Source organism: Vibrio tarriae, assembly GCF_002216685.1.
In the GTDB taxonomy this organism is placed as follows: Bacteria; Pseudomonadota; Gammaproteobacteria; order Enterobacterales; family Vibrionaceae; genus Vibrio; species Vibrio tarriae.
Genome location: NZ_CP022352.1, coordinates 998,203 through 1,015,789 on the forward strand (window position 1 = coordinate 998,203; position 17,587 = coordinate 1,015,789).

The 17,587-nt window shown below is 47.1% G+C and carries 13 protein-coding genes and 1 pseudogene; 7 read left to right on the forward strand and 7 right to left on the reverse strand.

Annotated features, from left to right (window positions below; all coding sequences use genetic code 11):
• Window positions 1-123 precede the first annotated feature (123 nt).
• Window positions 124-1,494, forward strand: coding sequence for an L-serine ammonia-lyase (locus tag CEQ48_RS05020; protein ID WP_089070469.1), 1,371 nt, complete (start codon window positions 124-126; stop codon window positions 1,492-1,494).
• A gap of 97 nt (window positions 1,495-1,591) precedes the next feature.
• Here the strand turns inward: CEQ48_RS05020 and dcuC are convergent, their stop codons facing one another.
• A complete protein-coding gene (gene dcuC, locus CEQ48_RS05025) occupies window positions 1,592-2,959 on the reverse strand; it encodes an anaerobic C4-dicarboxylate transporter DcuC (protein WP_146779273.1) in 1,368 nt (455 codons plus the stop codon).
• 347 nt (window positions 2,960-3,306) lie between these two features.
• Window positions 3,307-5,085: a methyl-accepting chemotaxis protein gene (locus CEQ48_RS05030; protein WP_089070471.1), complete on the reverse strand. Its 1,779-nt coding sequence runs from the start codon at window positions 5,083-5,085 to the stop codon at window positions 3,307-3,309.
• A 135-nt stretch (window positions 5,086-5,220) separates the two neighbouring features.
• On the opposite strand from CEQ48_RS05030, the gene CEQ48_RS05035 reads away from it, so the two are divergent.
• Complete coding sequence (locus CEQ48_RS05035; RefSeq protein WP_089070472.1) at window positions 5,221-5,859, forward strand: beta-phosphoglucomutase family hydrolase; 639 nt, start codon at window positions 5,221-5,223, stop codon at window positions 5,857-5,859.
• Window positions 5,860-6,057: 198 nt separating this feature from the next.
• Here the strand turns inward: CEQ48_RS05035 and bamJ are convergent, their stop codons facing one another.
• Window positions 6,058-6,531: a BamJ family beta-barrel-assembly machinery protein gene (gene bamJ / locus CEQ48_RS05040; protein ID WP_089070473.1), complete on the reverse strand. Its 474-nt coding sequence runs from the start codon at window positions 6,529-6,531 to the stop codon at window positions 6,058-6,060.
• A 222-nt stretch (window positions 6,532-6,753) separates the two neighbouring features.
• On the opposite strand from bamJ, the gene CEQ48_RS05045 reads away from it, so the two are divergent.
• Window positions 6,754-7,368, forward strand: a complete 615-nt coding sequence (locus CEQ48_RS05045; RefSeq protein WP_181710626.1) for an OmpA family protein — start codon at window positions 6,754-6,756, stop codon at window positions 7,366-7,368.
• A gap of 118 nt (window positions 7,369-7,486) precedes the next feature.
• On the opposite strand, the pseudogene glpD reads toward CEQ48_RS05045, so the two are convergent.
• Window positions 7,487-9,026 (reverse strand): annotated as a pseudogene (gene glpD / locus CEQ48_RS05050) (glycerol-3-phosphate dehydrogenase).
• Between the two features lie 397 nt (window positions 9,027-9,423).
• Between glpD and cscK the strand changes: the two are divergent.
• Complete coding sequence (gene cscK / locus CEQ48_RS05055; protein ID WP_198301093.1) at window positions 9,424-10,344, forward strand: fructokinase; 921 nt, start codon at window positions 9,424-9,426, stop codon at window positions 10,342-10,344.
• Window positions 10,345-10,465: 121 nt separating this feature from the next.
• Here the strand turns inward: cscK and CEQ48_RS05060 are convergent, their stop codons facing one another.
• Together CEQ48_RS05060 and CEQ48_RS05065 are read right to left on the reverse strand one after the other, a co-directional pair.
• The gene (locus tag CEQ48_RS05060) at window positions 10,466-12,112 is read right to left on the reverse strand and encodes a glycoside hydrolase family 32 protein (RefSeq protein WP_089070476.1); all 1,647 of its coding nucleotides are present in this window, start codon (window positions 12,110-12,112) and stop codon (window positions 10,466-10,468) included.
• A gap of 75 nt (window positions 12,113-12,187) precedes the next feature.
• The gene (locus CEQ48_RS05065) at window positions 12,188-13,180 is read right to left on the reverse strand and encodes a LacI family DNA-binding transcriptional regulator (protein ID WP_089070477.1); all 993 of its coding nucleotides are present in this window, start codon (window positions 13,178-13,180) and stop codon (window positions 12,188-12,190) included.
• Window positions 13,181-13,481: 301 nt separating this feature from the next.
• Between CEQ48_RS05065 and CEQ48_RS05070 the strand changes: the two genes are divergently transcribed.
• Window positions 13,482-14,921 carry a sucrose-specific PTS transporter subunit IIBC gene (locus CEQ48_RS05070; protein ID WP_089070478.1) on the forward strand — a complete coding sequence of 480 codons (1,440 nt, stop codon included), beginning with the start codon at window positions 13,482-13,484 and terminating at the stop codon, window positions 14,919-14,921.
• Between the two features lie 182 nt (window positions 14,922-15,103).
• On the opposite strand, the gene CEQ48_RS05075 is transcribed toward CEQ48_RS05070, so the two are convergent.
• Window positions 15,104-15,541 carry a DUF3069 domain-containing protein gene (locus tag CEQ48_RS05075; RefSeq protein ID WP_000005282.1) on the reverse strand — a complete coding sequence of 146 codons (438 nt, stop codon included), beginning with the start codon at window positions 15,539-15,541 and terminating at the stop codon, window positions 15,104-15,106.
• Window positions 15,542-15,812: 271 nt separating this feature from the next.
• Here CEQ48_RS05075 and CEQ48_RS05080 point away from each other — a divergent pair, with 271 nt between their 5' ends.
• Entirely contained in the window at window positions 15,813-16,394 is a 582-nt protein-coding gene (locus tag CEQ48_RS05080; protein WP_089070479.1) for a DedA family protein, read from the forward strand.
• Window positions 16,391-17,527 carry an ATP-grasp domain-containing protein gene (locus tag CEQ48_RS05085; RefSeq protein WP_089070480.1) on the forward strand — a complete coding sequence of 379 codons (1,137 nt, stop codon included), beginning with the start codon at window positions 16,391-16,393 and terminating at the stop codon, window positions 17,525-17,527. The genes CEQ48_RS05080 and CEQ48_RS05085 overlap by 4 nt, the downstream gene beginning before the upstream one ends.
• The last annotated feature ends 60 nt before the right edge of the window (window positions 17,528-17,587 follow it).

Genomic DNA, 17,587 nt, shown 5'->3' on the forward strand with positions numbered 1-17,587 from the left:
TGCAACGGTGTTGGCTACGTTCGTTCACCCCAATCATACTGTTTATCTATGCTCATGGGGATGAACTCACTTGCCGCCTACCTGCAACGCCAAGTCGTTTGGGTATATACAAAGGGGAAAGTTATGCTCTCAATCTTTGATATTTACAAAATTGGGGTTGGCCCTTCCAGCTCGCATACCAATGGGCCGATGATTGCAGGTTACCGTTTTGTGCAGCAGTTATTGCCACAACTGAATAAAGTTGCTCGCATACAAGTGGATCTGTATGGCTCGCTGTCTTTAACGGGAAAAGGGCACCACACTGATCGTGCTACCTTACTTGGCTTAATGGGAAATCAACCTGCCACCATCAAGATTGGTGAAGCTAATCAGACTCTTCGTGAAGCGTTGCAAACGGGTAAGTTGCGTCTCAACGGTCAGCATGACATTACCTTCGATTACCATCAGGATCTTCTTTTTCATCAAGATAATCTGCCGCTGCACGAAAATGGTATGACGCTGAGCGCGTTTGATAATCAAGGGCAACAGCTTGATTTTGAAACCTATTACTCAGTAGGTGGTGGTTTTGTTGCCACCGCTGAACAGCTGAAAAATGGCACTACCAGTGCCGATGTTTCCGTTACTTATCCTTTCCGAAGCGCAGATGAAATGCTCGACCAAGCTGAAAAACATGGTTTGAGTTTAGGCGGAATGATTTTGCGTAATGAATTGGCGTTTCAAGACATGGCGGTGATTGATGCGAAAGCCGATCAAATCTGGCGAGTGATGAGTCAGTGTATGGAGCGTGGTTTTACGACCGAAGGCATTTTAGAAGGGGGATTAAATGTCACTCGCCGTGCGCCGAGTTTACTGAAAAAACTTGAAGCCAATGCGGCGATTGAAAATGATCCGATGGAAGTGATGGACTGGATTAACCTCTTTGCTTTTGCGGTGAGTGAGGAGAATGCCGCTGGCGGGCAAGTGGTGACATCGCCCACCAATGGAGCCGCGGGCGTGATCCCTGCGGTTTTGATGTATTACCACCGTTTTATCAAGGCGCTTGATACCAAGCAGCTTAAGGATTTTCTCGCCGTGTCTGGCGCGATCGGTATCTTGTACAAAACCAATGCCTCCATTTCCGGAGCTGAGGTGGGTTGTCAGGGCGAAGTAGGCGTTTCTTCCTCTATGGCCGCCGCAGGCTTAACGGCTTTGCGTGGTGGCAGTAATGAGCAAATCTGCATGGCGGCAGAAATTGCTATGGAGCACTCATTAGGGATGACTTGCGACCCGATAGGCGGTTTGGTGCAAGTACCTTGTATTGAGCGTAACGCGATGGGCGCAGTGAAAGCGATCAATGCTTCGCGCATGGCGCTCAAACGTACCAGCAAATGTCTGATTTCACTCGATAAGGTGATTGAAACCATGTATCAGACTGGAAAAGATATGAATAAGAAATATCGCGAAACTTCGCTCGGAGGATTGGCGCTAATCCACCTCGCGCCCCCTTGTGAATAATCCAGAATTTGAAATGTTTTTACGAGTTGCTTATACGACTCAAAAAGAAAAGGGCGTGATTTCACGCCCTTTTGAATGTTGGTCATAACACGGACAGTTAAGCGTGCATGGGTACCAGTACCATAGTGCCGATGATCACCGTAACAAGGCCCAGTAACACAGGCACAGAAGTACGTTTTACCACTTCGAATGGGCTGATTTTACCCATACCCGCGGTTGCCACCACCACGCCAGAAACTGGAGAAATGGTGCGGCCAAGGTTTGAGGCTTGCAGCATAGGAATAATCAGGAATGCGGGGTTGAGTCCCATTTTCGCAGCCAGCGACGGAGCCAATTCCACAAACGCATAGAAAGGCGCGTTGCCTGAACCGGTGGCAATCGCAGCGGCGACGGTTAAACCAGTCAGAATCAACATCAGAGCAATACCGCCAGCACCAGCGACTTCTGCTAAGTGCAGTAGGTTGTCAATGGCTCCAATCGACATCAAGCCTTGTGCAAACACACCCGCTGCGACTAACAGCATTACCACGCCTTTGAACGCATCCGCCATACCTGCATAGCAAGCTTCCAGATCTTCCAGTGTTTCTTTGCCTTTAAAGCGTTTAGTAATGTAATCCACTACCACGCCGATAAAGATAGACAGAACAACGATGGTGTAGATGTCTAGAGTAATACCAGGCAGAGTTTCACCGTTGAAAACGAACACACCGATGATCGGTAAGAAAGGCAGAATCGCATAATACGCTGGCGCTTTCACTTCCATCTCAGAAAGATCCACTTTCTCCATTGGCGTATTGTCTTTCTGGTCGAGGTATTTATTCCAGAAGTATGCTGCTGCCGCCATAACAATGATGGCGCAGATCGAGACTGGCAATACGGTTTCAACCGCAAATACGTGCAGAGGTAAGCCTGATTTTTCTGCAGCGATCACCACGTCACCAGAGGTTGGAGACAAAATGATTGCAGCAGGCGATGCACACACCGCCACCGCAGCAGGGCGAGAAATACCCATCGCGGTCATCATAGGGAATAGGGTCGCCATTAACAGCACGCCAAGACCGGTTGCAGAGCTCACCGCAAGAGACATCAAACAAGCAACAATGTAGGCTGCGACCAACAAGATGTAAGGCGATTTGATAAAAGAGAGTGGTTTAGAAAACTGTTTTACCACCACATTATTGGCACCTATGTGCGTCATGTAGGAAGCAAAACCGCACAACAGCATGATTTGCATACCTAAGCCACCGCCACGGTTTTGCAGCATGTATTTAACATACTCCATCGCATCGGTGAGTAGGTTACCGGTTGAAACCATTTTTCCGGGCAGCACCTTGTGACCCAAGATACCAGTTAAAATGAGTAGCAAAATCCCTGCGGTGAGTAGGATTCCCGCAGGCTTATAGCCTTTAACGATGAAATAGCCAACCGCAAAGGTCACGACTAAGCCAATCAGAAGCTCAAGCATAGCAATCTCCAAAAATTTCCGTTTATTTCAAACTGTAAATAGTATGTCAGGAATTTACTGAAAATTAATTTGTAGCACGAGTTCAACTTGCACTTTGCATGATCTACAGCAATAAAAATATCAATTATTTTTAGTGATTAATTCTTGTTAAGAATTTTTTTATAACTGCTTAGTGTTGTAATAAATGAAAAATTGGTTATTTATTCTGAAAATGGATACTTGGTTGGTATTGACTATTGTTGTGTGAATGAAAGTTCATCACAAAGTAGCAGAGAATTTCAAAAAGAGTAAAGATGATAGAAAGAAGGCTCCACATGGGAACCTTCTTTAAGAAGCAAAGAAACCAGTTATTGGCGGCGATCGATTTGACGATTGGTGCGAAATTCCGCTACGGCAGCATCCATCGCGTGTGCTTGGCTAGACACTGTGTCAACTTCGATGAGACATTGCTGCGCTGAACGCATATTGTTTTCAGAAATAGTATTGAGTTCCGAAATCGATTCACTGACGTGGTTCATTACGCTGCCTTGTTCTTCAATCGCGGCGGCAATGCGCTGGGAGTTATCTTGAATCGTGTGCATATCGCGTAGGATTTGCTGCAAGCTTTCATCCAGTTGACGAGAGGCGCTGAGGGTTTCCTGTCCTTGGTTGTTACACAAATCGATATCGTCCACTACTTGGCTCATCTGTGACTGGATATTGGCGACAACTCTCGTGATCTCTTCGGTTGATTGATGAGTTCGAGTCGCTAGTGAGCGCACTTCATCCGCGACTACAGCAAAACCACGCCCTTGTTCACCAGCGCGAGCGGCTTCAATTGCTGCATTCAGGGCTAGAAGGTTAGTCTGTTCAGCAATCCCTTGAATAATGCTTACAGCACCACCAATTTTTTCGACAAAGGCATTCAGTGAGTCTATCGAGTGTTGGCTTTTCTGTAGGGTTGAGGAGAGCAAATCGATATTCTTTACGGTAGTCACCACTACGCTACGGCCATGTTCCGCATTGCGAGCCGCTTGATTGACTCCATCCACTGCGATATTAGTACTTTCTGAGATTTCACTAATGGTTGATACCATTTGCTGTACCGAAGTTGCCATCAAGCCCATGTGATCGGATTGAATATTAAATTGTTCAATTACTTGTTCGAGCTCGTCATGCATACTGGATGTGCTGGTATAAAGTTGGTGCGATTTGGTTTGTGAACCACTGATCAAATGCTCAAATTTATCTAACAAGCCATTGAAATAGCGTGCCACGGCGGTAATTTCATCTTGCCCTTTAAGCTCGGCTCGTAGAGAAATGTCGTTAGATTCCGCAATGCGTTGAATCACCTGCAACAGTTGGCTGACTTGTAGGTTTATTGAGCGGCTGATTTGGAAAATCACCAGCAAAATAATCAATACCACAGCGATGGTCACTGAAAGTTTAATGGTGGTCATTGTTTGCTGCTTTTCATCAACCGCTTGCGTCAGTGTTTTCGAGAAAGCCTTAAACATCTCTTCGACATCGTGAGATTGTGAGCGAGTGGCACCCAGCAAACCTTCGTTATATTTCAAGCCGATTACTTTTGTTTGAACTACAACGGATTGGGCAGCTTTGATCAATTCTGGGTATTGGTTGAGAGGGGTTGAGTTAACAGAGCCCGCTAATACCTGCTGATGGAAATCCACTAGGGCTAACAACTCCTCTGCGGAGGCTTGTTGTTTGGCTTGCTCTAGCGCCTGATAGTAGCTTTTCCACAGGCCACTGTCCGGATTAAGACCTAGGGTTTGATAGGCACTCACCAATCGCTCAAAACCTTTTTTATATTCAAGTAGATCGGTGCGTAAAGCATTGGAATCACCCAGCTCATATTTGAGCATGATAGCGTCAAGCTCAGTTTGTAAGTTGAGGAACAGATCGCTATTTTTTTGAAATGTATCCAGGTATTTGGCATCGCTGCGCAATAGAAAGTCTTTCTCGTTGCGCCTTAAATTAAGTAACCTAACTTCCAGTTTATCGACTTGATTGATGGCTCGATTGAGTTCATCGTTGGTATGGGCAAATTGTGAGGTAGTAAAGAAAATCGCGATAGAGCCCAAAATCGCAATGAGGCCTAAAGTATAAAGTTTATTGCGAATATTCATGGTGTTACCTACATGTTATTTTTATCCCATCAACGAGATAGGCGTCTGACTGCAATGTATGCAGCAGTGTACTGAGAATAATTAAACTATCAATACTAGTGTTGTTCATCACTTTCAGCTTTATATGAAATATTAATGACATATTTATTACAAATAATTGGAGATACCGTGACTGTTGTCAATTTTAGCCTGTATGACGGATTTATATTTGATATGGATGGAACTCTACTTGATACCATGCCTGCCCATTTAGCCGCTTGGGAAGCGACGGCAAAGCACTTTGACTTCCCATTTGATGCGCAGTGGCTCTATGGATTAGGAGGGATGCCAAGTGCGAAAATTACAACGCACATCAATAAAAAATTAGGATTGGCGCTCAATCCCGAACAAGTCGCATCTTACAAAATGGATTGGTTTGCCAGCATGGGGCTGCAAGCGGAGGTGATTCCCGCAACTTATGAATTACTGTGCCAGTGGCAGGGTAAGAAAAAAATGGCAATAGGTACGGGGAGCCAACGTGACAGTGCGCTGCGTTTATTAAGTAATGCGCAAGTGTTGGATAAATTTGATGCTGTTGTGACTGCTAGCGATGTACAACAGCATAAACCACACCCAGAAACCTTCCTTATGGCTTGCGAGCTAATTGGTTTACAACCTAAACAGTGTTTGGTGTTTGAAGATACCCAATTAGGACTGCAGGCCGCGCACGCGGGTGGGATGGATTGCATGTTAGTGACCGAACAAGGTTTGGTCTTCTACCCCCTCTCTCATTGAAGCGGATGTAGTCTTGGTTACGTGTTTTCTTAATCGTAGAGTCGGTCTATGTTTATGAAGAGAAGGACTATGAGTTAATGCTCGTAGCTCAATCTTGGCATAGCAATCTAAACATAGACCTAGACAGAGCTTGTGCATTTTAGGCAAAAGAGCGAGTGAAAGCATGGTTTTCACTCGCTCTTCGCTCAACTCGGAACCTTATTCAATCGCCAGTAGCTCGACGTCAAAAATCAGCACAGCAGATGGTGGGATTGGGCCTGCGCCATTTTTGCCATAACCTAAGTTGCTCGGGATATAAAAGCGAGTTTTTTCACCCACCACCATGAGTTGCACCCCTTCTTGCCAACCTTTGATGACTTGATTTAAGCCAAAGCTGATTGGCTCACCACGTTCAACCGAGCTATCAAACACCGTGCCATCAAGTAATTCACCGTGGTAATGCACCTTCACGCGGCTTTTCGGCCCTGGATGCTCAGTTCCTGTTCCAGCTTGCAGCACTTCATATTGCAAACCGCTATCGGTAGTGATGACGTTTTCGCGTTGTCCATTCTCGGCCAAAAACTGCTGTCCAGCAGAAAAATTGGCATCCGCCGCCTTATGATTGGTCCAAGTACGGTAAATCATGAAACCTGCGAGCAAGAAAACAACTAAAGGGATAATAATTTTCGACATAAAACGTTTGATGTCCTTTAACAGCGATGATCTTCCCCGTTTAACGTGAACCAGACATGTTCAGTTGCTGGATCCACTCATGAGGGAATAGAGAATGGCGAACATTCTAACCACGGATTATGTGATGGCAAGCAACCCATTTGTAAAATGTTGTTGATGGCAGATAAAGTTTTTAGAAACATGCCGATAAACTATAAGAAGTTCAATAACTGAGTGTTTGAGATGAAATTCTGGATGTTGTGCATTGCATTTTTTCTCACTGGGTGTGGTTCGTTGGCGACAGATCGCATGTTTAACGACAACCTACTCGATGTCGCCCCGAAAGGCGATTTTGATGTGCGCTACCCAGAATGGGGCTATGCATCGCAAAAGAATACGAGTGTTGCACAAAGCTCGATGGCGCAGCCGCGTTCAACCGGTTACGAAGAGTTACGTCAGTATTTATTGAGTAACGGCATCCAGCACGAAGTGGTACCGGGGGATTACCCGATGATTAAGTTGAGTAATACCGTTCGATTTGAAACGGGTTCCGCGAAAGTATCCATGGCTTCCAAACAGTGGCTAGATACAGTTGCCCGATTTTTAGCCACCGAATCTGGCATTGATATTGTGCTAGAGGGGCATACGGATAATACGGGCACAGAGAAACTGAATGACAAGTTATCCGAGCGACGCGCCAATTCAGTCAAAGCGGTTTTAGTACAGAGCCGAGTGGCACAAAATGCCATTTATACCCGCGGATTTGGTGAGAATGTTCCCGCATGCACCAACAGCACTAATAATGGCCGTGCTTGTAACCGCCGAGTAGAGATCCAATTCATTATTTCTTCAAACTAGCTTGAAGTATTTGAAATCAATTTTCGACAGTTTGCTCGTTTTGCTGTTCTTGATGATTAAAGCTAAAACTGAAATGGCCACGAATGTGGCCATTTCAGTTTTAGCGAGTGCTTGGATTTTAAACGGTCGCTTTTAGCGGCTGCTCAGCGTGGAATTTCTGCTGTAAATAGGACTCCACTTCCTGAACCACACTTGTATCGTGATTTAAGCCGAGTTTGGTTCTGCGCCAGAAAATATCTTGCGCATGACGAGCAAACTCTTTCTCGCACAGATAATCGATCTCTTTTTGGTAGAGCTCACCGCTGAACGCGATGCCGAGATCCTCAATGCCTGTCACTCCCGCCAAAAGTTGCGTGGTGCGGCTGCCATAGCTGCGCAGCCAACGCTCAATCACTGACTCAGTGATAAAAGGAAAGGCCACAACCAGCTGGTTTTTTTAAGGCTACATAGTCAAAGTTTTCACCACCTGGAAGGGGAGCATCCGCTGTCCAAGGGGCTTTCATTTTCGGGAAGAAAGGAGCGAGATGTTTCATCGCCGCTTCGCCTAGTTTGCGATACGTCGTGAGTTTACCGCCAAAAATGGACAGCAGCGGCGCTTCATCAGCGTGTTGATCCAGAGACAGAGTGTAGTCACGAGTAATGGCTTGTGGCGAGTTCGATTCGTCATCACACAGTGGGCGTACACCACTGAATTCAGCAATGATGTCTGAGCGGGTGATTTCGCGCATGAAATGCTTGTTCACAATCGAAATCAAATAGTCACGTTCAGCATCCGTGATTGCCACTTTTCTTGGGTCGCCTTTGTATTCGACATCGGTTGTACCAATCATCGAATAGCGATCGAGATAAGGAATGACAAACACAATGCGCTTATCTTCATTTTGCAGAATATACGCCTGCGGCTCATCGTGAATACGCGGCACGATAATGTGTGAGCCTTGGATTAAACGAATGCCGTAAGGGGAGCTGACGTGAGCATTCTCGTTTAAAAACTGCTTTACCCAAGGGCCAGCAGCATTCACAAGTGCATGACTACGGCGTTCAAAGCGTTGTTGAGTTTGTCCATCAAGCAAAGTGACATGCCATAAATCGCCGATACGCTCAGCTTTTTCGACGGTGCAGTAGTTCAACACTTCTGCACCTTGTTCTTGAGCTTGCATGGCGTTGAGGATCACCAAACGAGCATCATCAACCCAGCAATCGGAATACTCAAAACCGATTTGCATTTCAGGTTTAGTCACGGAGCCAGCTTTTAATGTGACTTTGTGGCTTGCGGGTAGGGATGTGCGTTTGCCCAAATTGTCATAAAGAAACAGACCGGCGCGGATCATCCATGCTGGGCGTAAGAAAGGACGATGTGGCAAACGAAAACGCATCGGCGTCACGATGTGCGGCGCTTTTTTCAACAGCACTTCGCGCTCCGCCAGTGCTTCACTGACTAAGCGAAATTCATAATGTTCCAAATAGCGCAAACCACCGTGTACCAGCTTTGAGCTGGCAGAAGAGGTCGCACTGGCAAAATCTTTGGCATCGTATATGCCAACTTTTAATCCTCGCCCTGTTGCATCTGCGGCGATGCCAGCGCCATTAATGCCGCCACCAACAATTATCAAATCGAGCACTTCATCTTGGGTAAAACGTGTTGAGCGAGCATTCATTTTCTTTCTCCGAGCCTAAATGTTTTCGTTTTTGTTCTTTAATGTTCGTATGAAAGCATTAAAACATAGAAATGCGCAATATTTCTACTATGAATTTTGATCTTGATCATAAATGAACGAGGGAAATGGGTGTAATGAGCGCTCGAATATTCCATTTTTACCGGATCCGTATGTGTGTGGCTGCTGCACCAATCCGTTTGGGTATGAGATGAGACGTGATGATTTTTCTAATAGGTAACGTTCCCGAAAAAGTAAAGAGAAACTTACTATAGAGAGCACAATCTCTATTTAAGCTCACAGAAATGAGCAATTCCTGACCTGAACTCGAATATGGCAGTTTTCCCACTTGAACGCTTTGGTTAGACTCAGCTCAAACCACATTTTGAGGAGTGATTCTATGTCAAGAGTATGGCTGACAGGCGATGCCGTGGTCGATCTGATCCCAGATGGGCAACAGCATTATTTAAAGTGTCCGGGTGGTGCACCCGCTAATGTTGCCGTCGCGATCGCCCGCTTATCCGGTCGCAGTGCTTTTTTTGGTCGAGTCGGGAACGATCCCTTTGGCCGATTTATGCAGCAGACACTCACTGCCGAGCAAGTGGATTGCCAGCACTTGTATTTCGACCCCGTACATCGAACTTCCACTGTGGTCGTTGACCTTGATGAGCATGGAGAGCGCAGTTTTACCTTTATGGTGAAACCGAGCGCAGATCAATTCCTGCAACTCAGTGATATTCCCTCTTTTCAAAAAGGGGAGTGGTTGCATGTCTGTTCGATTGCTTTGGCCAATGAACCGAGCCGCAGCTCGACCTTTGCCGCAATTGCGCAAATGAAAGAGGTGGGGGGATATGTCAGCTTTGATCCTAATCTGCGTGAAGAAGTATGGTCAGAGCCGCAAGAATTACAGGCCACTGTCATGTGTGCCGTTCGTTTGGCGGATGTGGTGAAGTTTTCGGAGGAGGAATTACAGTTGCTAACCGGGACTCAGTCGATTGAAGAAGGATTACAGGCGATAGCTGATTTCCAGATCCCTCTTGTTGTCGTGACATTAGGCGCGAAAGGGGCGCTGGTGGTCACGCCAAACTCGCAGCAAATTGTGTCGGGCAAGGCAGTCAAACCGATTGATACAACGGGCGCGGGAGATGCGTTTGTTGGCGGCTTGCTCTATCGATTATCCGTGGCGCAAGATTGGCATAACCAAGCCACGATTTTAGATGCCGTCAAATGGGCTAATGGCTGCGGCGCTTTAGCGACCACACAGAAAGGAGCCATGACCGCACTTCCGAATCAAGCGGCGCTGCATGCCTTTTTAGAATGAAATATGGCCAGAGTGAAGATTGACTCTGGCCATATTGACTCTTCGCATAGTGGGATATATCTCTCTGAGATATATCCCCTTGCAACTTGAAGCGGCATATCTGCCACGCCAAGTTGTTTATTCAAGGCTGCACATTCACTTCTCGGTTAAATGGCGCAGAAGCTGGAGCCATGTAGTACAGCTTTGCGTCTACGCTCGCGCCATGCAATGAAATACCGGTTGCATCCAGTGGGGTAAAGATGCGGCTGGTCATCACATGTTCGCCTTGATTGATGAAAATCTCTAATGAGGATTGATCAGCCAAGATGTGCAGCTCAACCGTTGGGCTATCGAGCTTCAGCTCCCGAATGGTGTCCCCTTGGCGAATTTGAGTCGCAGAGCGATCGAGGCGTAATAGTCGATTTTCTGCATCTAACGTTAGCGTGACGCGATACTGCGCATTTTGCATCAAGCGTAGCTCACATCCCCAAGGCAGAGTCACTTGCAGATCAAAGCTTTTAGCCTCTAGCTCAGTGACGGTGTCACTCAAAAGCAAGGTGTGCGGTTCACTTCGCAGTGTGTCGAGTTCACGCAATGGGCGCTGATAAATCTTGTCTTCACGCCATTCTAGTTCACGGAGTGCGGTCAGTTGATGAATCCAGCCTTGGTCGCAGCTTGGGTGTTGCGTTTCATCGGGTAGCCCCATCCAGCCACACAATACTCGCCGTCCATCGGCAGTTTGCGCGGTTTGCGGTGCATAAAAATCAAAGCCTTCATCCAGTGGCCAACCCTGCAGTAACGCTATTTCGCCTTGTGCATTCTGGGTCGCTCGAAAGATCCGATTTTGATGTTCAATGGTGTGATGAGGATTCGCTGATGCGATGCCTTGTGGCCCGAACACAAAAAAGTCTTCACCTTGCAGTTCAAACCAGTCAGGACACTCCCACATATACCCGTAATCGCCGAGTTCATCGCCATAGAGCTTATCGAAATGCCAATGGAGTAAGTCATCTGAGTGGTAGACCGCCAGTCGCCCTTGATGAGCGAGCGTTTGCGCGCCAAGTAACATGTGCCACTTTCCTTGGGTGTAAATCACTTTAGGATCCCGGATATGTTCGGTCACGCCTTCAGGTAAACACCGAATCACAGGTCCTAATTTTTCAAACTCACCATTGGCGTTCATGCGCGCGGCGCACTGCATGGTTTGGCGTTGGCGCTTTGTACCTAAGCGCGTGTTGCCGGTATAGAAAAGCCATAAATCTTGTTGATGGCTGACCGCATGACCTGAGAATACCCCGTGGCTATCAAACCAATCCGAAGGTGTCAGGGCGATCGACTGCCACTGCCAATCGACTAAATCGAGGCTCTTGAGATGCACCCAATATTTATCTTTGTGTTCGCAAGCGAAAGGATGCCATTGATAAAAGAGGTGGTATTCCCCCTGATGATAAATAAAGCCGTTGGGGTCGTTGAGTAAGCCCTGTGGTGGTGAGATATGCCACAGGGGCCGATAAGGGCAGTCTAAGGCTGTTTGATAAGGGAGAGTTTCAAGCTTTTGGCGCTCGGCAATCGCTTTACCTATCGCGGCGAGTTGCTGATTGGACACTTCAGCAGTGCGTTGGACAGAGAGTTGCCACTCTCCGAGTACCGATTGCAAACTCACATCATCAGGAAGGTGAGGGGTATGCGGGGGATGCTTCAGTGCCAAAACCACTTGCCCCTGTGGAGCTAAAATGCGCGTGACATTGTTTATTCCACCCGCGAGTTCGAGCAGCGTATCTAATAACATGGACTTACCTAACCACTATATTCGGGAACGTTCTCAATTTAGCGCCGCAAAATCGGTAAAGCAAGTGTTTCATGGTTAGACTGGGCAAGTCTCACGTTGAATGTTTTGGAAGGTCAGTACCACTTTGCTCATCTCTTGTCCGCGTCCGGCGATGCGTTCTAATAGCATTTTTGCAGCGTTTTCTCCTGCTTTATCAAAAGCATAGTTAAACGTGGAGAGAGGGGGATTGCTGACATAAGCCAACTCATCATTACCGACACCGAGCAGTTTGACTTGCTGTCCAACGTGAACCCCAAGCTCTTGCAAGGCTTTAATGGCGCCAACCGCTAGCCTGTCGGTGGCACAGAAAAGGCCATCGAGCTGTGGATAGTCAAGGTAGGCTTGTTTTGCCATTTGGTAGCCCGATTCTATTGAAAAATCACCGCGCGCATGAAACAGCAACGTTTGTTGATGGAACCCCAGAGCTTGCTGCAAGCCTTGTGAACGCAGCACATCAACCGCAATGTCATCACTTTGTACCCCAATAAAGCCGATCTGTTTGCAGCCTGCTTTGACTAAGCGTTGTCCTGCTTCGAAGCCGACACGGTGATCGTCATGCACAATACTGGGAATGTTATACAAAGAGCCATCTTGGCCAACCAAAACCACAGGTACCGCCGAGTGTTGAATCGCATGAACCAGCGGCTGATCAAGGTGAGTGGCATAAAACACAATACCTTCCACCCGCTTTTGATTAAATATCTGAATATATTCAATTTCCTTTGCATGGACTTGATGAGTGTTGGCCAGTAAAACATGTTTACCTGCTTGCTCAAAGATAGCGGTAAGTCCATCCACACCTTGCGCTGTTGCGTGAGAGGAGACGCGCGGCACAATCACGCCAATTAAGTTGGTTTTTTGTGATTTGAGGTCTTTAGCAACTTGATTGACCATATAGCCACACTGCTCAACTGCCTTTAACACTTTGATTTTTGTAGACTCTTTAACGCCATATTCATCATTGATGACGCGTGAGACGGTGGACTTAGAGACACCCGCTAAACGGGCGACATCATGCAAACTGGCCATAACGTATCCTGTAGGCTCAAAAACTGGGATTGATTGCAGAAATCAGTACAGCAATCAAACGAATGATCGGATTTTAACCCCGTTCTAAGGTTTATCCTCACGAAATTTGGCGATCCTATTCACATTTTCACTGTGTTGATTTTGACCATCACTCCGAAAAAGACAAGAATCAATTTTGCAAACGTTCCCAAAACTAATATCGAAACCAACGAATCATTCAATTACACAACAACATCCAAACGACTTGGAGCAGCAGGTAATACAGCTTCAAGTTGAAAGGGGATAACTACCGGGGTGAGTTATGGACTATCCAGTCATAGCAAAACAACTTCTTGAGAGCTTAGGTGGCAAAAGTAATATCCAAGCACTCGCGCACTGCGCGACTCGTTTACGCTTAGTGCTTAACGATGAAACGCAAATTAATGAGAGCGCCATTGAATCACTGCAAGGTGTCAAAGGACAATTTAAGGTCGCAGGACAGTATCAAATCATTTTCGGCTCAGGCATTGTCAACCAAGTCTATGCTGAGATGGCGAAATTGACCGGTTTGGTTGAGATGTCAACCAATGATGTCGCTTCCGTGGGTGCCGAGAAACAGAATTGGGCACAGCGCGCAGTAAAGGGATTGTCCGATATTTTTGTCCCTATCATCCCCGCGATCGTGGCCGGTGGTTTATTGATGGGGCTGTTCAACGTATTGACTGCACCGGGACTGTTTATTGAAGGCCAATCTTTGATTGATGCCAATCCGGGATTGGCTGATCTCGCGAGCATGATCAACACCTTCGCGAATGCCCCTTTTGTCTATTTACCCGTATTGTTGGCTTTTTCTGCCTCGCGCAAGTTTGGCGGCAACCCCTTTTTGGGTGCTGCGCTGGGTATGCTGATGGTACATCCCGATCTCTTGAACGGCTGGGGTTTTGGCAGTGCATCCGTATCTGGCACCGTTCCAACTTGGAATATTCTCGGTTTTGAAATCGAAAAAGTCGGTTATCAAGGCTCGGTATTGCCCGTGCTGGTTTCCGCTTACATTCTGGCCAAAATTGAAAATGGCTTACGCAAAATCGTACCGTCCGTACTGGATAACTTGCTTACCCCAATGCTGGCGATTTTTATCACGGGTTTTCTGACCTTTACTTTGGTCGGACCGCTAACGCGTGATGTCGGCTTCATGTTGGGCGATGCACTGAACTGGCTGTATGACTCCGCAGGTTTTGTCGGTGGCGCACTGTTTGGCTTTATCTATGCTCCTTTTGTGATCACTGGGATGCACCATAGCTTTATTGCGATAGAAACTCAGCTACTTGCCGATATCGTGACTACAGGTGGCACCTTTATTTTCCCTATCGCTGCGATGTCTAACATTGCGCAGGGCGCCGCGGCTTTAGCTGTGGGTGTGATGACGAAAGAGACCAAACTCAAAGGGGTTGCGATTCCTTCGGGTGTGACCGCACTGCTGGGGATCACTGAACCTGCCATGTTTGGCGTGAATTTGAAATTGCGTTATCCGTTTATTGCTGCCATCTGTGGTGCGGCTTTATCCAGTGCTTTCATCACCTTATTCAATGTAAAAGCCCAAGCGCTAGGCGCGGCTGGTTTGCCAGGGATCATTTCGATTAATCCACAGCAAATTGGTTACTACATCATGGGTATGGCGATCTCATTTGTGGCCGCCTTTGCGTTGACTGTCCTGCTAGCGATGCGTGAAAAAACCAAACAAGCGGCTCAGGTCACCGCGTAACTGCCTCCCCCTATCTTGGCTACACAGCCCACTCTTTGAGTGGGCTTTTTTGATAGTTCAATACCAAGGTGAATCTCTGAAAGATAGAAAAACGAAAGGAGCGCTTTGGCGCTCCTTAGTTATCTTTTTGCCTTTTAAACACGTGCCTTTCAAACACGAATGTGCATGAGGGCTAGGTTTACTTACTTAGCAAACACATCTTTGAAGTCACGCTTCAGAATCGGGTCGCGGCGGGCTTTTTTGATCTGCTTAACCATGTCTTTCACACAGTTGTGTAGCACTTGATCAAGCAGTTGAGCGCGGTACGCGTCTTTATCTTCTTCGCTCATCTCTTTAGGAAGGTTCAGCGTTGGGAACTCTTCCATCACGTTTAGACCAGCAAATGCTTGGCTTACCGAGATCAGTGCGTGGAACTGCTCAAAGTTATCCAGAATATTTTGCGCGCTCGCTGGCAGTGAATCCCATGCTTCGCGAACCACTTCTTCAGAGACTTCATGGATTGAAGTCACCATATGGAACATCGCTTCAGGCACCTGATCAAACTCTAGAACCTGACGCAGTTCAGGAGAGATGGATTCGAGATCCACTTTTGGTGTTTCGGTTTGGTTTGTCTCAGACATGGAAAATTCTCATTAGAGTAAAAAACGCCATGCTAAAAACTTATCCCAAAATGTCAATACAACAGCGATAAATTGCCGTTTAGAGCACGTTTAACGTTGCTTTTGTCACCAATGCCTTCTTTTATTCTGTCACTTAGCATGACGGGGGAGCTTAAAGATCTCCGTCTTCTTTTCTGAATCGTTTCTTTGTGGCGTTGAGTGTCTGAAATTTTAAATCCACCGATTCGGTCTAGAGTAATAAGTACAGTGAATGATTGGTTTGGATTGATTTATGGAAGCCGCTTTTAGCGAATGGCTCACCTTGCATAGCAGCTCACCCTTTTGGGTGTTTCTTGGCATCGTTGTGCTTTCTTATTTATTAGAAGATGTAGCGATCGTTATGGCGGCGGGGCTCGCCAGTCAACAGCTCACGCCTATGCCTTTCGCTTTGCTGGCGATATTTATCGGCATCGCAACAGGAGATATTGCGCTTTATTACCTTGGGCGTTACAGCCGTTATTTTCGCGCCATGCGCTACCGATTATTGACCAATCCATATTTTCGACAGGTCCGTCGCCGCTTATTAGCCAGACCTTTCATTAACCTGTTTACGATTCGTTTTATTCCGGGGCTTCGCACGGTCGGCTATACGTTAAGTGGTTATGTCGCTTTGCCGCTGCGGCTATTTACGGTTGCGGTATTGATGGCAACCGCTTTGTGGACGATGGTCGTGTTTTTCGCCATCTATCAATTAGGCAGTCAGGCTTGGTTTCAGTCCAGTGAATACCGCTGGTGGTGGCTGTGCTTATTGGTTGTGTTGTTACTCGTTTTTAATCGCGTCTTCAGTACTAAAATGATTAAGGAAATCGCATGACGGTTCTTTCTCCCGTGGCATGTATTGCCGAGCATAAAGTGAATGCGGGTATGCCGCTATTGGTTGAGGCCGCCAACGAACGGGCGATTTCGCCCTTTGAATTTCTGCCGAGCTGGTTTTGTTACGCGCCTGTGGTGGTGCAAAGTGTGCTGCTGGGGCTTTATTACCGTGATTTACGTCTGCCTTTGGTAGCAAATCCCTCCGTTTATTTAAGCGGCATGGTCGGTGAGTCCAAGCACGATATTTTGAGCCTAGCTGGCGACCAAGCGCGGCGCTGGATCTCGCCGTTTATCACTTGCACGGTGAACGATCTGCCGCTCACCGAACAGGTAAAGACCATTGAACAACGTTTACATGACGCAGATTTGCGCTTTCCTTTAGTGGCTAAGCCCGATCTCGGTTGCCGTGGTGTGGGGGTAAAACTCATCCAATCTCAGGAACAACTGAGTGAGTATCTACGCCGTTTTCCTGTCCAAGCGCGTTTTCTTTTGCAGCAAAAAGCGCCGTATAGCGCTGAAGCGGGGATTTTCTACGTGCGTTTTCCCGGTGACGCGCAGGGGCAAATCATCTCAATAACCTTGAAATACGCTCCGAGTGTGATGGGGGATGGCGTGCGTACGCTGCGTGAATTGATCCACGCTTGCCCGCGAGCTGGACAACTGGCGCACCTCTATTTACCCCGCCACCCTGACAAGCTCGACTGGGTAGTTCCGGATAAACAAGAGTTCCAATTAGCGTTTGCGGGCAGTCACAGCCGGGGTTCGATTTTTCGTAATGGCAATCGCTACATCACGCCTGCTTTAGTCGAAAAACTGGATGCGATATTTGACGATTTCCCCGGTTTTCACTATGGACGACTCGATGTGAAATTCAGCCATATTGATGCGCTCATGCGTGGTGACGCGTTCACCATTCTTGAGGTCAATGGCGCGAGCAGCGAAGCGACGCATATATGGGATCGCGAAACGCGGCTCGGTGAAATCTTCACTACGCTACTTAAGCAATATCGGATTTTGTACGCGATTGGCGCTGAGCAGAAAAAGCGAGGCCACAAACCGCCAAGTTTGCGCGCTTTATTACGCGCTTGGCGGCAGGAAAAACAATTGATCCAGCACTATCCAGAGACAGATTAGCGGAACGCATGAGCGCCGAATGCTCTGGAATAACCATAACCAGATATTACAAAGACCGGA

Excerpts from the sequence above, each read along its gene's own strand:
- CEQ48_RS05045 (WP_181710626.1), top strand. The coding sequence starts at position 6,754 with ATGAAATTCTGGATGTTGTGCATTGCATTTTTTCTCACTGGGTGTGGT.
- CEQ48_RS05065 (WP_089070477.1), bottom strand. The coding sequence starts at position 13,180 with ATGGCCAGTTTGCATGATGTCGCCCGTTTAGCGGGTGTCTCTAAGTCC.
- CEQ48_RS05075 (WP_000005282.1), bottom strand. The coding sequence starts at position 15,541 with ATGTCTGAGACAAACCAAACCGAAACACCAAAAGTGGATCTCGAATCC.
- dcuC (WP_146779273.1), bottom strand. The coding sequence starts at position 2,959 with ATGCTTGAGCTTCTGATTGGCTTAGTCGTGACCTTTGCGGTTGGCTAT.
- cscK (WP_198301093.1), top strand. The coding sequence starts at position 9,424 with ATGTCAAGAGTATGGCTGACAGGCGATGCCGTGGTCGATCTGATCCCA.
- CEQ48_RS05035 (WP_089070472.1), top strand. The coding sequence starts at position 5,221 with ATGACATATTTATTACAAATAATTGGAGATACCGTGACTGTTGTCAAT.
- CEQ48_RS05085 (WP_089070480.1), top strand. The coding sequence starts at position 16,391 with ATGACGGTTCTTTCTCCCGTGGCATGTATTGCCGAGCATAAAGTGAAT.
- CEQ48_RS05060 (WP_089070476.1), bottom strand. The coding sequence starts at position 12,112 with ATGTTATTAGATACGCTGCTCGAACTCGCGGGTGGAATAAACAATGTC.
- CEQ48_RS05070 (WP_089070478.1), top strand. The coding sequence starts at position 13,482 with ATGGACTATCCAGTCATAGCAAAACAACTTCTTGAGAGCTTAGGTGGC.
- bamJ (WP_089070473.1), bottom strand. The coding sequence starts at position 6,531 with ATGTCGAAAATTATTATCCCTTTAGTTGTTTTCTTGCTCGCAGGTTTC.
- CEQ48_RS05030 (WP_089070471.1), bottom strand. The coding sequence starts at position 5,085 with ATGAATATTCGCAATAAACTTTATACTTTAGGCCTCATTGCGATTTTG.
- CEQ48_RS05080 (WP_089070479.1), top strand. The coding sequence starts at position 15,813 with ATGGAAGCCGCTTTTAGCGAATGGCTCACCTTGCATAGCAGCTCACCC.
- CEQ48_RS05020 (WP_089070469.1), top strand. The coding sequence starts at position 124 with ATGCTCTCAATCTTTGATATTTACAAAATTGGGGTTGGCCCTTCCAGC.